Raw genomic sequence first — 17,876 nt, 5'->3', positions numbered from 1 at the left:
CGGTCAAGATTGTGCTTTCGCAAGGTGCTGCCCATTCTGGTGACCAAGGGCAATGACGCGGGGAACGATCGCGCCGAAGCGGGCGGCCTTCAGGGGCAATCAGGTGAAATGCGCCACGCGCCAGGTCCGCCGGTTCCAGACGGTGCGCGTCACGCCCGGAAATGCTTGCTGAGTTTCAACCCCTGGCCCTGGTAGTTCGAGGCGATGCCCGCACCGTATAGCTGCCCCGGCACCTGTGACATGCGCTCATAGACGAGCCGTCCGACGATCTGCCCATGTTCAAGAACGAAGGGCGCCTCGTGACAGCGCACCTCGAGGACACCGCGCGCACCCGCACCACCGGCGGCCGCATGGCCAAACCCCGGATCGAAGAACCCCGCGTAATGGACGCGGAATTCGCCCACCATCGCCAGGTAGGGCGCCATTTCAGCGGCATAGCCGGGCGGAATGTGGACGGCTTCGCGGCTGACGAGGATGTAAAAGGCCCCGGGATCCAGGATCAGTTGTTCGCTGTCGCTGCGCAATTCGTCCCAGAATTCCATCGGGTCATAGGCACCGATCCGGTCGAGGTCGATCACCCCGGTATGAGGCCGCGCGCGATAGCCAACCAGCCCGCTTTCCCCCGGTTGCAGGTCCACCGAAAAGCCGAGACCTTCGGAGATCACCGCCGGCCCGCCACCGACAAGTGTTTGTTCGACGTGCAAGGTCTGCAGTTCCGCATCCGTCAGGACCGACCGTCCCCGGCGGAACCGGATCTGGTTCAGGCGCATTCCGGGCCGCACGAGGACGGAAAAGGAGCGCGGGCAGATTTCGGCGAAAAGCGGGCCGTCGTAGCCGGTGGCGATACGGTCGAATTCGATGCCGCCGTCCGTGATGACGCGGGTCAGAAGGTCCAGCCGCCCGGTCGAACTCTTGGCATTGGCGATCGCCTGGACATCGTCCGGAAGGGTCACGCTTTCCATCAGGGGGACGAGGTAGACACAGCCTTTTTCGAGCACCGCGCCTTGGCCAAGATCGATCCTGTGCATCTCGAATTCGTCGATGCGGGCGGCGACGCTGCGCCCTTCGCCTGCCAGGAAAGACGCACGCACCCTGTAGGCGACGTTGCCCAGCCGCAAGTCAAGACTGGCGGGTTGCACCTGGCCGTCAACAAAGGGGGCCTCCGCTCGGATCGCACCGCTTGCGATCAACTTTTCGATCTGCTGGCTTGCCAGGACACCGGTCATCGCTTCCCCCTCGTTTCGGTCGTCTTATCAAGCGGGTTGACGAAGGTGGAGAGCAAATTGCCGCGTGGCCTCTCAATATGCCAGATCAAAGACGAAGGCGTCGGCCGCCAGCGGTTCCGGCTCCGGGTCAGGCGGGTCAAAGCTTTGCGCAAAGAGGTACGGCGTGCCGCTGTCGGGCGGTGGGACCAGTTCGGGATCGATCAACCCGGGTTCCAGGCTGTCTCGGTCCGTCGGGATCGGCTCTTGCGGAGGCAGGGGATCCGTGACCTCTGGCAAGGGGCGGCGATAGTCCCATGCGACCTCGAGCGAGGCCTCTTGCGCGATGTCCATATAGCGAATCTCGACCAAGTGCGTGCCTGGGGTCAGGTTGACCTCGGCAATGATGGGATCGTTGCGTTCGGCGTCGGCGCTGTCCAGCACCAGTGTGCCATCGACGTAGACGCGGGCGGTGTCATCGGCCGTCAGGCGCAGGCCATAAATCCCGCCATCGGGGCTTTCCACGGTGCGTGTATAGCGTGCGGCCATGTGATCTTCTGGTCCCACTGGCCAGATCGGGCCGGTTTCGTCAAGGAAATCGATCATGATCCGTGTGGCCACGGCATCGGGTGTGTTGAAGTCCACCTCGTCCAGGTCGGTTATACCCTCGGCCAGAACAAAGTACTCGGCGTCATAGTACCCGGGGGAGTCCGGGGCCGGGGCCAACACGTCAAAACCTGCATTTTCCAGTGCCAATTCGATCTGCGCGTTGATCGCGTCGAAATTGGCAAGGACATCGGGGTGAACAGCAACAGGCAGCGTCGCGGGCAAAAGCGGCAATTGTCCATAGCTGGCCTGGAAAGTGATCATCGCCGCAAGGAAATAGGTGGTGTCCGTCCCGTGCGGCGCGTTGTCGACATAAAAGGCCGTTGCGGGCACAGATGACAGAACGCCTGTCATGAGGTCCGACAGGATCGAGCCCACGGGCAAGAGCGCCAGATCGGCGGTGGGCCGTGCGCTGTTCACCATATCCACGAGATCGAGAAACCAGTCGTGATAGGCGCCCATGTTGTAGGCGTGATATTGAGTCAGCGCGTCGGTCGAAATCGGGAACTCCGGGGCATAAGGGCCCATGTCGGCCCAGCCTTCGTAGATCAGCAACTGTGCTGCGGGATGATCTGCAAGCATCCCGTCGACCAGGTCGATCACCGCGTCGAAGGGGGAACGGGTGTCGCCGCCATAGTCCGTATCCGGGGAAAGGTCCTGTATGAAATTCGCCGGTGTGATCAGGATCATGTCGAAGACGGCATCGGCAAAAGCGATCTGGTCAGATCCCCATGCCCCCGCGACCCCGGGAAATCCCCACTGATCATAAGGTTCTGGCCAATCCGCGAAATTCCGCAGAAATCCGTAACTGCCCGAGACGGCATAGGCGAGCCCCGCAGTATCCGCGAAAAGATCCATCCAGATCGGCACATTGGCATGGACTGCGCCGGTGTCGGTGTAGTTCACCAGTGAATTGCCAAAGATGTACTGCGAAACCGATTGGGGCATCCTTGCCGTCCCTGTCGCTGGTCCGAGACTGATTGCCCCTTGGGGCACGGGGCGGCGGCGTACACAATAGAAGGTGTCTGTTACGATCAATTCACGTCGCAGCGGTGACGTGTTTGCCAGCTTTCGCCAGGCAGTTTCACGCTGGTCAATGTTTGCCATATGACCAACACACAGCGTTACCCCCATAGGGGGAACAACTACTTGTCGTCATAAGAATTTTGTGGGGTGGTTTGATTTGGTCGGGCTAGCAGGACTCGAACCTGCGACCTTCCGTCCCCCAGACGGACGCGCTACCAGGCTGCGCCATAGCCCGACTTGTCGGGGTGTCTTACGCTATTTTTCGGCAAGAGCAACCCCCCGAATGACGAATTTTTGCGCTTCAGGACAGAGGTGTCGAAAGCCGGTCGTGACGCGCCTTCAGCGCGGGGAGCTGCGCCGAAAGGGCCGCCCTCTGATCGGGGGTCAGCGAACGGATTCGTGCCAGTTGTCCCAAGGGTCCGATGGCCGGGGTAGGGGTCGAGGGTACGGGATCCACTTCGGGACCAGCCGCGAAATCCGGCAGGTCGAGCCCGGCCGAGACTGGTGCGGTTTCCGCCGGAATGTCTGGCGCTTCCTCCGGGTCGGGGGGCTCAAGAACCTCCGCGGTGTCGGAGTGCAGGGCTTCGAGCAGATTATCGGGCAGCGAAGGCTTGCGTGCCGGCGGAGCCAGGTCAAACGGCAGTTCCGGAGCGTCGCTGTCACCCCAGAGCTTCGGGGTCGGTGCAGTACCCGACGCTGTCACGCTGTCAGGCGTATTTTCGCCGTTTTGGGGCACCGGTTCCGCGTCTTCGGTCTCATCACCGGCAATTGCCGCCTCTTCGGCCGGTGCATGCTCGGCGTCGATGGGTGCAGTGGGCGATTCTCCGGTCTCCACGGCGGTATCCGGAAGGGATTCGGTTTTGTCGTCCAAGTCGTCTGCGGCAAGTGCGGCATCGGCCAGTTCGGGCGTTGCCGCCTCTATCTTGTCGGGCTCTTTCGAGGCAGGGTCATCCGGTGCCTCTGGTCCTGCTTCCGGCGCGGTGTCCTGTGCGTCGTCCGGATCACGTCCAGAATCGTTTTCCGGGGTGCTTTCCGGATCCTCGTCGGCCGCTGGCATCCCATTGGCCTGTTGTTGCAGGTGTTCACCCGGGAAGGCGACGACGGAATCCGCCTCCTCTTGCAGCGGGACCTCGGCATAGGGCGCATCCTCGATCAATGCGCCGTCATCCTTTGTGGTGTCCTCGTCGACCGGTTGCGATGCAAGGGCGGCGACATGGCGCACGCCCTGTTCGCGCAGCACCTTCTGAACGCCCTTGATGGTCATTCCATCATCGTGCAGCAACCGTTTGATTCCGCCCAGCAATTCCATGTCGGCGGGCCGATAGTATCGGCGCCCGCCAGCGCGCTTGACCGGCTTCACCTGGGTGAACTTGCTTTCCCAGAAACGCAGGACATGGGCTGGCGTATCCAGCCATTCCGCAACTTCCGAGATGGTGCGGAAGGCATCGCGGGACTTGGGCATGAAAAGTGCCTCAGTGCTTGTTGCCCGCGGCGACGCGGTCTTTCATCAGGTGCGACGGGCGGAAAGTCAGGACTCGGCGCGGCTGAATTGGAACCTCTTCGCCAGTCTTGGGATTACGCCCGACCCGGGCCGCCTTTTCGCGCACCGAAAACGTCCCGAAGGACGAGATCTTGACCTGTTCGCCTTCGACAAGCGCATCGGACATATGTTGCAGCACCGCCTCGACCAGTTCGGCACTTTCGTTGCGCGACAGGCCTACCTCGCGAAATACCGCTTCGCTCAGATCCATGCGCGTCAGGGTCTTGTCACCCATTTTGGTCCCTCCCGGTGTTTTAACGGGATTATCGACGTCAAAAATCACAAGTCAATATCAACGACTTGCGGTGAGCAATTTATCCATAGCTGAAAGACGGTTATGCAACAGACGCAAGCATGCGCGCCTGTTACCAGCGCAGGACCACCGACCCCCAGGCCAGTCCGCCTCCAATTGCCTCGGTGACGATGAGATCGCCGGACTTGATCTGGCCGCGTGCCTTTCCGACGGACAAGGCAAGGGGAATCGAGGCTGCCGAGGTGTTCCCGTGATCCTGGACGGTTACAACGACCCGGTCCATCGACAGGCCCAGTTTCTTGGCGGTTCCGGCAATGATGCGGATGTTGGCCTGGTGCGGCACGACCCAGTCGATCTGATCCGCGCTCAGCCCCGCCTTGGAGAGCGCCGTCATGGCTGTCGAGGCCAGCTTTTCGACGGCGTGGCGGAAGACCTCCTTGCCCTGCATCCGGAGGAAACCCGTGGACTGCGTGCTGACGCCGCCGTCGACATAAAGGATGTCACGGTAACGGCCGTCGCTGTTGAGGTCGGTTGCAAGGATGCCGCGATCCGCCCCTGTGCCGTTGCCTTCCTGTGCTTCGAGGATCAGAGCACCGGCGCCATCGCCGAACAGGACGCAGGTCGACCGGTCGGTCCAGTCCATGATGCGCGAGAACGTCTCGGCCCCGATGACGAGGACACGCTTGGCCTGACCCGAGATGATCATAGAGTTCGCCGTGGTCAGGGCATAGATGAACCCGGCACAGACGGCCTGAACGTCGAACGCGAAACCGTGCATCATCTTGAGTTCGGCCTGAACCATCGTCGCTGCCGAAGGGAAAGTCAGATCCGCGGTCGAAGTGGCGACGATGATCGCGTCGACGTCGTCCGGTTCCAGCCCCGCATCCTGCAACGCGGCGCGCGCGGCGCGGGTGGCCAGATCGGATGTGGTCTGTCCTTCGGCCGCGAAATGCCGTCTCTCGATGCCCGAGCGGGACCGGATCCAAGCGTCCGATGTATCCAGCGTTGCTTCGAATTCGGCATTTTCGACGACTCGGTCGGGCAGGTAATGCCCGACGCCGGTGACGACGGCGCGTGTGGTCATGATATATTGCGGTCCTCTTCTGAGGCGCCATCCTGCGCCGCCTCGGCGGCAGAGGCAACCCGTGCCGCCAGACGGTCGGCAAAGCCGGCGCGCGCAAGTTCGAAGGCCAGTTTCACGGCGGCCGAAACCCCGGTCGCATCCGCGGAGCCATGCGATTTCACCACGGTCCCGTTGAGCCCCAGGAAGACGCCGCCGTTTACGCGTCGCGGGTCGATCCGTTTCTGCAGGCGTTTGAGAGAGGTCAGCGCCAGCAGTGAGGCGATGCGGGACAGGGGCGAATATGCAAAGGCCTCACGCAGGAGGTCGCCAATCAGCTTGGCCGTGCCTTCGCCGGTCTTGAGCGCAACGTTGCCGGTAAAGCCGTCGGTGACGATCACGTCACAGGAATCGCCGGGGATGTCGCCGCCCTCGACGAAGCCCACGAATGTGTAGTTGCCTTCGGTCTCATGTGCGGCGATGCGATCATGCGCCTCTTTCAGCTCGGCCCGGCCCTTGTGTTCCTCGGTTCCGACGTTCAGCAGGCCGATGCGCGGGCGTGTCAGCGAAAGACCGTTGCGGGCATAGGCCGCGCCCATCAATGCGTATTGCAGCAAGTCTTCGGCGTCGGCGCGAATGTCCGCACCGACATCCAGCATGACGTTGAAGCCCTGGGGATTGCGCGACGGCCAGAGAATCGCGATGGCGGGGCGGTTGACGCCCGGCAGCTTGCGCAGACGGATCATCGACAGCGCCATGAGCGCGCCGGTGTTGCCGCAGCTGACCGCCACGGTCGCCTCGCCTTCGCGGACGGAGTCCAGTGCAGACCACATCGAGGTGCCCTTGCCGTGACGCATAACCTGGCTGGGCTTGTCCTCCATGCTGACGACGCCTTGGGCATCGCGGATCTCACAACGGTCTGACAGGCCGCGGCGACGCGCGACCAGCTTCTCCAGCTCATCGGCCGGACCGTGCAGGATGAAATGAATCTGGGGATTCTTGCGGGCGGATTTGTAGATGCCGGCGACCACCGTCGCCGGCCCACTGTCGCCGCCCATAGCGTCGACCGATATCACAATTCGGGACGGGCCTGCGTCCTTGTTGTCCTTCAGCGAGGTCATGCAGGCAATGTCCCGGTTGGGCTATCAGGCCGCGTCTTCGTCCAGGTCGATGTCGTCGGTCATCGCGACGATTTCGCGTTCTGCATAGTGGCCGCAGGACGGGCAGACATGGTGCGGACGCTTCAGCTCGCCGCAGTTGTCGCACTCGTTCGGGTTCGCTGCGGTCAGTGCATCGTGAGCGCGGCGGTTGTTGCGGCGCGACTTGGAAACCTTGTTCTGTTGGACAGCCATGTCTCAACCTCGTTTTGTCGTCGGGGGCAGGGCCTCCCGGAAGTTTCGGATGGGCCATGCCGCGCTGCCCCCGGAAGGTGCCCGCGGCGACATGCGCCAGACGTTCTCATGAGCGCGCGAAAATACGCAGTGCCGAGGATTTGGCAAGCGGATTCTCAGTCGTCCTCGCCCTTCTTCTGCATTTTTTCGCGCAGGTCTGCCAGTCCTGCGAACGGTTTGCTGTCCTCGTCGGTCATCGGGGTCACACCTTCGGCGGCAAACTGTGCCTCGCCCAGTTCCACGCCGTCCTTGCGCGGATAGGTCGGCAAAGCCAGCGAGAGTGCCTCCAGCATCACCGCCTCGAGGTCGATTTCGTCCCCGAGTTCCTCGACGCTGTCGTCTTCGGGCATCTCCGTCTCTGTCCCGGCCTCGGGTTGGGCAATGCGCTCGGGTGGCAAGAATTCGCGCACGACCTGTGTGTCGATCCGCGTCGTCACCGGGTCCAGCGTGACGATGCAGGACTGGACGGCCGTCGCGCCCAGGTCTCCTTCCAATCGCCACCCGTATTTGCCGAGCGGGGTCAGCTGGCCGGTGAACCGCAGTTTTCTCAGGCTTTGCGCGCCGAGTTCGGCGGCGTGGGTGGCGCGTGCCTCTGGCCCCGGCTCCAGCCGGAACGGGGTCGGGCCCGTTTGCCGCAGGCCGGAGACGCGCAGCCGCGCCGGTGTCGGGGATCCATCGGGTTTGTCGGTGGTCATTGTGTCGGGTTTTCCTGCGCTTGAATGGCGGGCGTTCCTTCTGTAAGCGGGATAGGTGGCGAAAAGGCCCGTGACAAGAGGGGCGTGAGATGAACGTATTTGCAGGCAAGCTCAAGGCTGTGATTGCCATGCTGATGATCGTCGGGCTGTCGGCCTGTGCCGCGCAGTACCGCACCCACGGGTATCTGCCCTCCGAGGCGGATCTGCAACAGATCGTGCCCGGCGTCGACACCAAGGCCTCTGTCGAGGACCTGATCGGTGTGCCCAACGCCACGGGGGTCCTGAACGGATCGGGCTTCTACTACATCGAGAGCGAAGTTCGCCATTTCGCCTACCAGAAGCCCAAGGTCGTCGAACGCACCATCGTCGCCATCACCTTCGACGAGGCCGATGTCGTCACCAACATCACGACCTATGGGCTGGAGGATGGCCGCGTCGTGGCGATCAACCGTCGGGTGACCCAGACCACCGATGGCGACATCAGCTTTATCCGCAAGCTCTTCGGCAACATCGGCGGCATCTCGGCCAGCAACCTGCTCGGCGGGTGAACGTCCGGTCGAGCGGCGCCGTGAAAGCGTCATTCGATTGTCACGCGGTTTTGGCATCCCCTGCCGAAGACGGGCGTTCGAATCGAGCGTCCGGGCAGGAGAACGTGAGATGATAAAGCTGAGCCGTGGGCGCTATCGGGCCCGGATGGCCGCGGGCGCGGCAGACATCGAGGCAGCGCAACGCCTGCGCGGCAGGGCCTTTCACGGCGGCGGCATGGATGCGGACGATTTCGATCCGCTCTGCGATCACGTTCTGGTCGAGGACAGCCGCAGCGGCGCTCTGGTCTGCTGTTTTCGTTTTCTGCCGCTGGCGAGCGGCGGTGAGATCGGGCGCAGCTATTCAGCCCAGTACTACGAGCTTTCGGCGCTGGAAAGTTTTCAGGGCCCAATGGTCGAGATGGGGCGGTTCTGCATCGACCCGGACCTGAAGGACCCGGACATCCTGCGCGTCGCCTGGGGCGCGATGACCGCCTATGTCGATGCGCAGGGGGTCGAGTTGCTGTTCGGCTGTGCCAGTTTCTCGGGGACGGATGCGCGCGCCTACTATGATGCCTTCGCCATGCTCAAGGCCCGTCACCTGGCGCCGCGGCGCTGGCTGCCGCGGGTCAAGGCGCCGGATGTCTTCCGGTTCGCCGCGCGGTTGCGGCGCAAGCCCGATGCGAAAATGGCGATGTTGCGGATGCCGCCGCTGTTGCGGACCTACCTGATGATGGGGGGATGGGTGTCGGATCATGCGGTCGTGGATGCCCGGATGAACACGCTTCACGTCTTTACCGGCGTCGAGATCGCAGCGATCCCGCCGGCCCGCAAGAAATTGCTGCGCGCGGTGGCGGGCTGACGACCGACCCTGGAAGGGGCAGGGCGGGGCGATCTGTTACAAAGCCGTGTCGAAACCTTTGCAAGAGTGCCATCGTCCTGTCGTCTTCGCGGGGGAAAGGTCCGGCAGTCCAAAGATCGGACGTCTTTCCAACAGCTTCAAGGTGACATGCCATGTCCAAAGCCAACCTCTTGTTGCCCCGCCCCAATCGCCGCGCCTTTCTGGCCGGATCGACCGCCTTTGCCGCATCGCTGGCGATGCCGGCGATCAGCCGCGCCTCGGCGCGCCCGGTCTTTACGCATGGTGTCCAGTCCGGCGACGTCGACATGTCCTCGGGCATGATCTGGACTCGCACCGACCGTCCGGCCCGGGTGATGATGGAGGTCTCGACCACCGAGAGCTTTGCAGATGCCCGCCGTCTTGCGCCGCTGGATGCGCTGCCCGAAAGTGATTTCGCGGTGAAGCGCCTGCTCACCGACCTCGCTTCGGATCAGGACGTCTTTTACCGCTTCACGGCCGCCGACCTGAGCGACATCAACGCGGTGTCCGAACCCATCGTCGGTCGTTTCCGCACCGCGCCGGGCGCGCGTCGCTCGGTGCGTTTCGCCTGGTCGGGCGATACCGCCGGCCAGGGCTGGGGCATCGACGACGAAGGCATGCGCACCTATGCCACGATGGCCGGGCACCAGCCCGATTTCTTCCTGCATTCCGGCGACACCATCTATGCCGATGGCCCGATGCAGGACCAGGTCGAAAAGGACGGCGAAGTCATCTGGAAGAACACCGTTCTGACCGATGAAAAACGCAAGGTCGCCGAGACGCTGCACGAATTCCGCGGCCAGTGGAAATACAACATGATGGACGAGCACGTTCTGGCGATGAACGCAGCCGTGCCTACCTTCTTCCAGTGGGACGATCACGAGGTGGTCAACAACTGGTCCTCCTCGCGCAGCCTGATGGAAGATGACCGGTATTCCGAGAAGTCGGTGCATGTGCTGGCTGCCCGCGCCGGTCGCGCCTTCCACGAGATGGCGCCGATCCGCTACACGCCGGCCGAACCGGGCCGGGTGTATCGCAAGATATCCTACGGTCCGATGCTGGACATCTTTTTCCTCGATCTGCGCAGCTACCGCGGGCCGAACACGGACAACCTGCAGGGCGAACTGACAAACGAGAGCCGTATCCTTGGCCGCGAGCAGATCGAATGGCTCAAGCGCGAGTTGACGCAATCCAAGGCGACCTGGAAGGTGATCGCCTCCGACATGCCGATCGGCCTTGTTGTCGGCGGCGGTCAGGAAGCCATCGCCAACGGTGACAATGGCGAGGCCAAGGGGCGTGAGCTGGAAATCGCGGGTCTTCTGCGCTTCATCAAGGCTGCAGAGATCCGCAACACGGTCTGGCTGACCGCAGACGTGCACTATACCGCCGCGCACCACTATTCGCCCGACCGGGCCCAGTTCCAGGATTTCGCCCCCTTCTGGGAGTTCGTCTCTGGCCCGCTGCACGCCGGCACCTTCGGCCCGAACGACCTGGACATGACCTTTGGTCCCGAGGTCCGCTATGTGAAAGCACCGGAAGAAGGCCAGGTGAACCTGCCGCCCTCCGCCGGTCTTCAGTTCTTCGGCCTTGTCGACATCGACGGTTCGACCGAGCAGCTGACCGTGCGCCTGATGGACCGTGCGGACACCGAACTCTGGTCCGTGACGCTGGACCCCGAGCGCGCCTGATAGCCGCCTGCTCCTGACAGAAGGGCCGCACCCTCGATCGGGGTGCGGCCCTCGCTTTGTTGACCTGTGTTTCTTTGGGCTGAAAATACTCCGGGGAGCGCGAGGGGCTGGCCTCTCGCTCCTGTCCCGAGAGCCAACGCTGCAGTCAGTACCCGCGCCAGATCCAGCCACCACCAAAGATGCGAGAGCCTTCGGGCGCATAGAAGACGCAGGCCTGTCCCGGGCTGACGCCTTCCTCGGCAACCACCAGTTCCACCTCGGCCTCCGTCTCCGAGATCGGGCGCACCACCGCCTCGCGCGGGGGCCGGGTCGAGCGGACCTTGACCATGAGGTGCCACTCCTCGCGGCTGGTGAAAGGCTCGTCACCCAGCCAGTTGATTTCGCGCACGGGAACCTTGCGGGTCGCCAGCTTCTCCTTGGGGCCGACGATCACTTGCCGAGCCTCCACGTCCAGTTTCACGACGTAGAGTGGTTCCGACAAGCCGCCGATGCCAAGGCCCCGGCGCTGGCCGATGGTATAGTGGATGACACCGTCATGTTCGCCCAGCACGCGGCCATCCACATGCACGATCTGGCCGGGCTCGGCTGCACCAGGGCGCAGTTTCTCGATCACCGCGGCATAATTTCCGTCGGGCACGAAACAGATGTCCTGGCTGTCCGGCTTCATCGCGACGCTCAGCCCGTACTTCGCCGCAAGCGCGCGGGTCTCGTCCTTGGAGGGCAGGTGGCCCAGCGGGAAGCGCAGGTAATCCAGCTGTTCGGGGGTGGTCGAAAACAGGAAATAGCTCTGATCGCGCGAGGCATCGGCGGCGGAATGCAGTTCCGCACCGCGTTCACCCATCTTGCGCTGGATGTAATGGCCTGTCGCCATGCAATCGGCGTCCAGGTCCTTTGCCGTTTCCAGCAGGTCCTTGAACTTCACCCGTTCGTTGCAGCGAATGCAGGGGACCGGGGTTGCGCCGCCCAGATAGCTGTCGGCGAACTCGTCGATGACCGCCTCGCGAAAGATGTTCTCGTAGTCGAGGACATAGTGCGGAAAGCCCATTGATTCGGCGACGCGGCGCGCGTCGTGGATGTCGATCCCGGCGCAACATGCGCCCTTCTTGGCCAGGGCCGCGCCGTGGTCATAAAGCTGCAGCGTCACGCCGACCACGTCATAGCCTTCTTCCTTGAGCATGGCGGCCACGACGGAACTGTCGACGCCGCCGGACATGGCGACGACCACGCGGGTTTCGGACGGCGGTTTGGGCAGGCCCAGCGAGTTCAGTGGGCGCGTGTCGAGGGGCATGACGTCTCTCCTTGGAATGGCGGGAAATATAGGAAAATCCGACCTATTCTCAAGGGGGCGTTTCAGTCGTCGTTAAGTGCCGCGTGGCTTTATGGCCGCCAACGAAATGTTGGAGCAGGCAACATGTACCTTAAAAAGATCGATGGTCCGCGCGCAGTGAAGCTTCCCGATGGCAGCACGATGACTCGTGCCGACCTTCCGCCCCAGGAAACCCGCCGCTGGGTCGCCTCTCGCAAGGCGGCGGTGGTCAAGGCAGTGACCTTCGGCCTGATCAGCCAGGAACAGGCCAAGGATCACTACAATCTCAGCGACGAGGAATTGATGGAGTGGGTGAAGGCCGCGACCGAACACGGCGAGGACGCCCTGAAAGTCACCCGTGTGCAGAAATATCGTCAACCGTGAGTTGAAAACTGGATCCTTCTGGTTATGGTAACAGGGCGTTAACCTTTTTCGCTGAAACATGGGTACAACCTTAAGACATTGCCCGGAGACCCAAATGCGTATCTTGCTGGTAGAAGACGATCCCACCACCTCGAAAAGTATCGAACTGATGCTGAGCCATGCAAATCTCAACGTCTATTCGACCGACATGGGCGAAGAGGGGATCGACCTGGCAAAGCTCTATGACTACGACCTGATCCTACTGGACCTCAACCTGCCGGACATGAACGGGCATGAGGTTCTGCGCCAGCTGCGCGTCGCGCGGATCGACACGCCGATCCTGATCCTGACGGGCGAGGACGATACGCAGTCCAAGATCAAGGGCTTCGGTTTCGGCGCCGACGACTACATGACAAAGCCTTTCCACCGGGACGAACTGGTGGCGCGTATCCACGCGATCATCCGCCGCTCCAAGGGCCACTCGCAGTCGATCATCCGGACCGGCAAGATTTCGGTCAACCTCGATGCAAAGACGGTCGAGGTCGCGGGCAAGCCCGTGCATCTGACCGGCAAGGAATACCAGATGCTGGAACTGCTCTCCTTGCGCAAAGGGACGACGCTGACCAAGGAGATGTTCCTTAATCACCTGTATGGCGGCATGGATGAACCGGAGCTGAAAATCATCGACGTGTTCATCTGCAAATTGCGCAAAAAGCTGTCCGAGGCTACGGGCGACGACAACTATATCGAGACCGTCTGGGGCCGTGGTTACGTCCTGCGTGATCCTGAACCCACGCAGGAAGAACCCAAGGCGATCGCAGCGAACGGGTGATGGCTGGACCTTGTCCCTGACCCCGCCTATCACTTCGGGCAGGTGAGACGCGGGGGCGGAGATGGCCAAGACAGCCTTCAGTGAGAAAACGGTCGGGGATCTGACCGAGGCAGAGGCGCGAGAGGAACTCGCGTCTCTTTCGCATATTCTGGGCGAGGCGAACCAAGCCTATCACGCCGAGGATGCGCCGAAGATTTCCGACGCGGAATACGACGCGCTCAAGCAGCGCAATCTCGATATCGAGGCCCGTTTCCCGGACCTCAAACGTGCCGACAGCCCGTCCGAGCAGGTGGGGGCCGAGCCGTCAAGTAACTTCAAAAAAGTTCGGCATGAGATCCCGTTGTTGTCATTGGACATGTTGTCTGCGGACCAATCGCCAAGTGCATTCGACCGAAAAATTCATAACTTTTTAGGATTGGCGGAGAGCGAGCCTATCGATTATTGGGCCGATCCCAAAATTGACGGCCTCTCTGTGACGCTCATGTACGAGTATGGACATCTTCGCTATGCAGCCACGCGTGGAAACAGGTGGGTTGGCGAAGATGTAACGGAGAATGCAAAAACCATTCGCGACATCCCACATATAATACGCTCAAATATGAGCGAACTGGAAGTTCGTGGCGAAGTATATATGCGAAAGAGTTCATTCCACCGATTGAACTCAAGCCTACGCGAGCGAAGGGCGCGAACTTTCTCAAATCCGAGGAACGCGGCTGCAGGTTCGCTAAGGCAGCTTGATCCTGACGTAACACGTTCCCGGAACTTGAACTTCTTCGCCTATGCCCTTGGGAAGTGCGAAGAGTATCCGGTTGATCGGCAAAGCGACCTCATTTCCTTTCTTCGGCAATTAGATTTTGTCGTGAATAGCATAGGCAGGATTTGCAGCGGAGTTCAGGACCTGCTTGCTTTTCACGCAGAAACAGAAGAACAGCGTGCTGCGTTAGACTATGATATCGATGGTGTCGTCTATAAAGTAAATAAATTCGATTTGCAGCAGCGTCTTGGGTTCTTGTCCACGACGCCTCGCTGGGCAATCGCCCAAAAATTCCCGGCGGAACTGGCCTGGACCCGGCTGGAAGCGATCGACATCCAGGTCGGGCGCACAGGTGCGCTCAGCCCGGTTGCACGGTTACACCCGGTGACCGTGGGCGGCGTCGTCGTCTCGAATGTCACGCTGCACAACGAGGACTACATTGCCGGGCGGGACAGCAGTGGCAATTTGATCCGCAATGGCAAGGACATCCGCATCGGGGACTGGGTGCAGGTCTATCGCGCCGGCGACGTGATCCCCAAGGTGGCGGATGTGGATCTGTCCAAACGGCCCGAAGGCGCCGAACCCTACCAGTTCCCGACCACCTGCCCGGAATGCGGCTCTGATGCCATTCGGGAGGAGGGCGACGCGGTACGCCGCTGTACCGGCGGGTTGATCTGCCCGGCCCAGGCGGTCGAAAAGATGAAACATTTCGTGTCTCGCGCCGCTTTCGACATCGAAGGTCTGGGAGCGAAACAGGTCGAGCAATTCCACGCTGACGGCTGGATCGCCGAACCGGCGGACATCTTCACCTTGGAAGCCCGCTATGGCAGCGGCATGCAGCAACTCAAGAACCGGGAAGGCTGGGGCGAGAAATCCGCGGCCAATCTCTTTGCCGCGATCGAGGAACGCCGCAACATTCCGCTGGCGCGCCTGCTGTTTGGCTTGGGCATCCGCCACGTCGGAGAAGTGGCGGCCAGTGATCTGGCCCGGCACTTTGGCACCTGGGATACGCTGGTTGCGGCCATCGACGCAGCTGGTCCTGCGGCGAAGGCCCAGCGCGATGCCGATGCCGCCGAAGAGTCCGAGCGCCGTGCGGCTGCAACAGAAGGGCGCCGCGCGCGTATCAAAGAAAGTCGAGACGCCGCCTGGGCCGATGTGCCCGCAGAGGCACGCGCCGCCTGGGACGAGATTACCGGCATCGACGGCATCGGCGCGACGGTCGCCGTCGCGCTTGTCACCAGTTTCGCACAAGAGGCCGAACGCGCCTCGATCGACCGTCTGACCGACAATCTGACCATCCAGCAGGCCGAACGACCCGATACCGAAGGCTCTGCCGTCGCCGGGAAAACCGTGGTCTTTACCGGCTCGCTCGAACGGATGACGCGGGCCGAGGCCAAGGCGCGCGCCGAGGCCCTGGGCGCGAAGGTCTCGGGCTCGGTCTCGAAAAAGACGGATATCGTGGTTGCTGGCCCCGGCGCCGGCAGCAAGGAGAAAAAGGCGCGCGAACTGGGGCTGACGGTGCTGGACGAGGACAGCTGGCTGGAGTTGATCGGCGCATGAGCGGACGGCCCGAGCCGCTCTGGCCGCTCTTTGCCGATCTCACCGGATTGGACGGGATCGGGCCGAAGTCGGCGCAGGCCCTCGAAGCGGCGGGGATCGAGACCCCGCGCGACCTGCTGTTTACCTTGCCCTATTCCGGGATCGACCGACACCTGAAGGACAGCGTGATCGCCGCAGAACTGCCGGGTGTCGCGACGGTCGAAGCCATGATCGGGCATCATCGTCCATCCGCGCGACGCGGTGGTGCCTACCGTGTCGAAGCCGACGATGCGCGTACGCGCTTTCAGGTGGTCTTTTTCCATGGCGGCGGCGAGTACATCAAACGCATGTTGCCCACGGGGCAGAGGCGTATCCTCTCTGGCCGGGTCGAGCTTTTCGACGGCGTGCCGCAGATGGTCCACCCAGAGCATATGCTGCGCCCCGAAGAGGCGGATCAACTGCCGGGATTCGAGCCGGTCTACCCGCTCACCGGCAACATCACTCAAAAACTGATGACCCGGTCGATGACCGACGCGCTGACCCGATTGCCGGACCTGCCGGAATGGATCGACACGGTGCAGAAGTCCTCTGAAGGCTGGCCCGATTGGGACGCGGCGCTGCGTGCGGCTCATGCGCCCGAGGGGCAGCAGGATTTGTCGCCGATGGCGCCGGCACGGGCGCGCCTGGCCTATGACGAACTGATGGCGCACCAGCTGACCCTGGCCCTGGCCCGGGCGAAACGGCGGCGCGCCCCGGGGATCGTCAGCCAGGGCACGGGCCGTTTGCGGGACCGCGTGCTGGCCGCGCTGCCCTATAGCCCGACCGGGGCGCAGACGCTTGCGATACGGGAAATTGCCGAGGACATGGCCAAGCCGCAGCGGATGAACCGGCTGTTGCAGGGCGACGTGGGCGCGGGCAAGACGCTGGTCGCTTTCATGGCGTTGCTGACCGCGGTCGAAGCGGGCGGGCAGGGGGTCATGATGGCCCCGACCGAAATTCTTGCCCGTCAACACCTTGAGGGCTTGCAGCCGCTTGCCGAAAGCGCAGGTGTGGTTCTGGAACTGCTGACCGGGCGCGACAAGGGAGCGGAGCGCAAGGCCAAGCTGGCGGCGCTTGCGCAGGGCGACATCCAGATCCTTGTCGGCACCCATGCGGTGTTTCAGGCGGATGTGGCATTCGCCGACCTTCGGCTGGCCATCATCGACGAACAGCACCGCTTTGGCGTGCGGCAACGGATGGAACTGGGCAAAAAGGGCGTGGGCGCGGATGTGCTGGTCATGACCGCCACGCCGATCCCGCGCAGCCTTGCGCTGGCACAGTACGGCGACATGGATGTTTCGGTTCTGGATGAGAAACCACCGGGTCGCAAACCGGTCAAGACGGCGCTGGTTTCCAACGAACGCATGGACGAAGTTGTCGACCACCTGCGCCGCGCCATCGCCGAGGGACGGCAGGCCTACTGGGTCTGTCCGCTGGTCGAAGAGAGCGAAAGCTCCGATCTGGTGGCCGCCGAGGCGCGGTTTCAGCACCTGCGCGCGGCGCTTGGCGAAGGGGTTGTGGGTCTCGTACACGGCCAGTTGCCGCCAGCGGAAAAGGACGCGGCAATGGCGCGTTTTGTGGCCGGAGAGACCGCCGTCCTGGTGGCGACCACGGTGATCGAGGTCGGGGTGAACGTGCCCAATGCCTCGATCATGGTGATCGAGAGGGCCGAGAGTTTCGGTCTGGCGCAGTTGCACCAGTTGCGCGGACGTGTGGGACGAGGCGAGGCGGCCTCGACCTGCCTGCTGATGTATCAACCCCCATTGTCAGAGACGGGGATGAAGCGCCTGACCACGCTGCGTGAGACGGAAGACGGGTTCCGCATCGCCGAGGTCGACCTCGAGATGCGCGGCGCGGGGGATGTGATCGGCGTGGCGCAATCCGGGCTGCCACGTTTCAGAATTGCGGACCTCGAACGGCAGGCGGCGCTGATGTCCGTTGCGCAGTCCGATGCCCGCAGGCTTTTGGCAGAGGATCCGGATCTGACCGGCCCGCGCGGACAGGCGGCACGCCTGCTTCTCTGGCTGATGCGGCAGGACGAGGCCATCCGCCTTATCGGCGTTGGCTGACATCATGCGGCCAACCCGGGGGGACCCGGACCTGCATGGCTACGATCGCCGGGGAGAGCGCATTTCCAGTGGGCCTCACAATTTGTTCCCAAATGTTCTCATTAAGTTC

16 protein-coding genes and 1 tRNA gene are annotated in these 17,876 nt (G+C 62.6%); 7 read left to right on the top strand and 10 right to left on the bottom strand.

From position 1 onward, the window contains the following. Positions 1-149 precede the first annotated feature (149 nt). From RBB42_RS10630 to RBB42_RS10590, 9 genes are all read right to left on the bottom strand, one after another. Positions 150-1,226: a 2'-deoxycytidine 5'-triphosphate deaminase gene (locus RBB42_RS10630; protein WP_305970307.1), complete on the bottom strand. Its 1,077-nt coding sequence runs from the start codon at positions 1,224-1,226 to the stop codon at positions 150-152. Between the two features lie 72 nt (positions 1,227-1,298). Further along, positions 1,299-2,756, bottom strand: coding sequence for a PA14 domain-containing protein (locus RBB42_RS10625; RefSeq protein WP_305970306.1), 1,458 nt, complete (start codon positions 2,754-2,756; stop codon positions 1,299-1,301). Positions 2,757-2,992: 236 nt separating this feature from the next. After that, positions 2,993-3,069 (bottom strand) — tRNA-Pro (locus RBB42_RS10620). A 66-nt stretch (positions 3,070-3,135) separates the two neighbouring features. After that, a complete protein-coding gene (locus RBB42_RS10615) occupies positions 3,136-4,296 on the bottom strand; it encodes a MerR family transcriptional regulator (protein WP_305970305.1) in 1,161 nt (386 codons plus the stop codon). Positions 4,297-4,306: 10 nt separating this feature from the next. Next, complete coding sequence (gene ihfA, locus RBB42_RS10610; protein WP_219514535.1) at positions 4,307-4,609, bottom strand: integration host factor subunit alpha; 303 nt, start codon at positions 4,607-4,609, stop codon at positions 4,307-4,309. Between the two features lie 130 nt (positions 4,610-4,739). Further along, a complete protein-coding gene (locus RBB42_RS10605) occupies positions 4,740-5,711 on the bottom strand; it encodes a beta-ketoacyl-ACP synthase III (RefSeq protein WP_305970304.1) in 972 nt (323 codons plus the stop codon). Continuing rightward, positions 5,708-6,808, bottom strand: a complete 1,101-nt coding sequence (gene plsX, locus RBB42_RS10600; RefSeq protein ID WP_305970303.1) for a phosphate acyltransferase PlsX — start codon at positions 6,806-6,808, stop codon at positions 5,708-5,710. Before plsX ends, RBB42_RS10605 begins: the two co-directional genes overlap by 4 nt. A 24-nt stretch (positions 6,809-6,832) precedes the next feature. Beyond that, on the bottom strand, positions 6,833-7,039 hold the full coding sequence (rpmF, locus tag RBB42_RS10595; RefSeq protein ID WP_043139238.1) for a 50S ribosomal protein L32: 207 nt from the start codon (positions 7,037-7,039) through the stop codon (positions 6,833-6,835). 155 nt (positions 7,040-7,194) lie between these two features. Continuing rightward, a complete protein-coding gene (locus RBB42_RS10590; protein ID WP_305970302.1) occupies positions 7,195-7,773 on the bottom strand; it encodes a YceD family protein in 579 nt (192 codons plus the stop codon). A gap of 89 nt (positions 7,774-7,862) precedes the next feature. Between RBB42_RS10590 and RBB42_RS10585 the strand changes: the two genes are divergently transcribed. The 3 genes from RBB42_RS10585 (at position 7,863) to RBB42_RS10575 (ending at position 10,865) form a co-directional block, all read left to right on the top strand. Next, positions 7,863-8,321: an outer membrane protein assembly factor BamE gene (locus RBB42_RS10585; RefSeq protein ID WP_305970301.1), complete on the top strand. Its 459-nt coding sequence runs from the start codon at positions 7,863-7,865 to the stop codon at positions 8,319-8,321. 109 nt (positions 8,322-8,430) lie between these two features. Next, complete coding sequence (locus RBB42_RS10580; RefSeq protein ID WP_305970300.1) at positions 8,431-9,159, top strand: GNAT family N-acetyltransferase; 729 nt, start codon at positions 8,431-8,433, stop codon at positions 9,157-9,159. 152 nt (positions 9,160-9,311) lie between these two features. After that, positions 9,312-10,865 carry an alkaline phosphatase D family protein gene (locus RBB42_RS10575; protein WP_305970299.1) on the top strand — a complete coding sequence of 518 codons (1,554 nt, stop codon included), beginning with the start codon at positions 9,312-9,314 and terminating at the stop codon, positions 10,863-10,865. Positions 10,866-11,010: 145 nt separating this feature from the next. Here RBB42_RS10575 and mnmA read toward each other — a convergent pair whose 3' ends face one another. Further along, positions 11,011-12,153: a tRNA 2-thiouridine(34) synthase MnmA gene (gene mnmA, locus RBB42_RS10570; RefSeq protein ID WP_305970298.1), complete on the bottom strand. Its 1,143-nt coding sequence runs from the start codon at positions 12,151-12,153 to the stop codon at positions 11,011-11,013. 123 nt (positions 12,154-12,276) lie between these two features. Between mnmA and sciP the strand changes: the two genes are divergently transcribed. The 4 genes from sciP to recG all read left to right on the top strand — a co-directional run bounded on the left by sciP (position 12,277) and on the right by recG (position 17,767). Beyond that, positions 12,277-12,555, top strand: a complete 279-nt coding sequence (sciP, locus tag RBB42_RS10565) for a CtrA inhibitor SciP (protein ID WP_305970297.1) — start codon at positions 12,277-12,279, stop codon at positions 12,553-12,555. Positions 12,556-12,649: 94 nt separating this feature from the next. Next, positions 12,650-13,366, top strand: a complete 717-nt coding sequence (ctrA, locus tag RBB42_RS10560; protein WP_305970296.1) for a response regulator transcription factor CtrA — start codon at positions 12,650-12,652, stop codon at positions 13,364-13,366. A gap of 61 nt (positions 13,367-13,427) precedes the next feature. Next, on the top strand, positions 13,428-15,680 hold the full coding sequence (gene ligA, locus RBB42_RS10555) for an NAD-dependent DNA ligase LigA (RefSeq protein WP_305970295.1): 2,253 nt from the start codon (positions 13,428-13,430) through the stop codon (positions 15,678-15,680). Continuing rightward, entirely contained in the window at positions 15,677-17,767 is a 2,091-nt protein-coding gene (gene recG / locus RBB42_RS10550) for an ATP-dependent DNA helicase RecG (RefSeq protein ID WP_305970294.1), read from the top strand. Before ligA ends, recG begins: the two co-directional genes overlap by 4 nt. Positions 17,768-17,876 lie beyond the last annotated feature (109 nt).

This window comes from Mameliella sp. MMSF_3455, from assembly GCF_030733205.1.
GTDB lineage: Bacteria > Pseudomonadota > Alphaproteobacteria > Rhodobacterales > Rhodobacteraceae > Antarctobacter.
This window is presented reverse-complemented; position numbering and strand designations above follow the sequence as displayed.

Coding starts and splice junctions, on each gene's coding strand:
- RBB42_RS10630 (WP_305970307.1), bottom strand. CDS start 1,226: ATGACCGGTGTCCTGGCAAGCCAGCAGATCGAAAAGTTGATCGCAAGC.
- RBB42_RS10625 (WP_305970306.1), bottom strand. CDS start 2,756: ATGCCCCAATCGGTTTCGCAGTACATCTTTGGCAATTCACTGGTGAAC.
- RBB42_RS10615 (WP_305970305.1), bottom strand. CDS start 4,296: ATGCCCAAGTCCCGCGATGCCTTCCGCACCATCTCGGAAGTTGCGGAA.
- ihfA (WP_219514535.1), bottom strand. CDS start 4,609: ATGGGTGACAAGACCCTGACGCGCATGGATCTGAGCGAAGCGGTATTT.
- RBB42_RS10605 (WP_305970304.1), bottom strand. CDS start 5,711: ATGACCACACGCGCCGTCGTCACCGGCGTCGGGCATTACCTGCCCGAC.
- plsX (WP_305970303.1), bottom strand. CDS start 6,808: ATGACCTCGCTGAAGGACAACAAGGACGCAGGCCCGTCCCGAATTGTG.
- rpmF (WP_043139238.1), bottom strand. CDS start 7,039: ATGGCTGTCCAACAGAACAAGGTTTCCAAGTCGCGCCGCAACAACCGC.
- RBB42_RS10590 (WP_305970302.1), bottom strand. CDS start 7,773: ATGACCACCGACAAACCCGATGGATCCCCGACACCGGCGCGGCTGCGC.
- RBB42_RS10585 (WP_305970301.1), top strand. CDS start 7,863: ATGAACGTATTTGCAGGCAAGCTCAAGGCTGTGATTGCCATGCTGATG.
- RBB42_RS10580 (WP_305970300.1), top strand. CDS start 8,431: ATGATAAAGCTGAGCCGTGGGCGCTATCGGGCCCGGATGGCCGCGGGC.
- RBB42_RS10575 (WP_305970299.1), top strand. CDS start 9,312: ATGTCCAAAGCCAACCTCTTGTTGCCCCGCCCCAATCGCCGCGCCTTT.
- mnmA (WP_305970298.1), bottom strand. CDS start 12,153: ATGCCCCTCGACACGCGCCCACTGAACTCGCTGGGCCTGCCCAAACCG.
- sciP (WP_305970297.1), top strand. CDS start 12,277: ATGTACCTTAAAAAGATCGATGGTCCGCGCGCAGTGAAGCTTCCCGAT.
- ctrA (WP_305970296.1), top strand. CDS start 12,650: ATGCGTATCTTGCTGGTAGAAGACGATCCCACCACCTCGAAAAGTATC.
- ligA (WP_305970295.1), top strand. CDS start 13,428: ATGGCCAAGACAGCCTTCAGTGAGAAAACGGTCGGGGATCTGACCGAG.
- recG (WP_305970294.1), top strand. CDS start 15,677: ATGAGCGGACGGCCCGAGCCGCTCTGGCCGCTCTTTGCCGATCTCACC.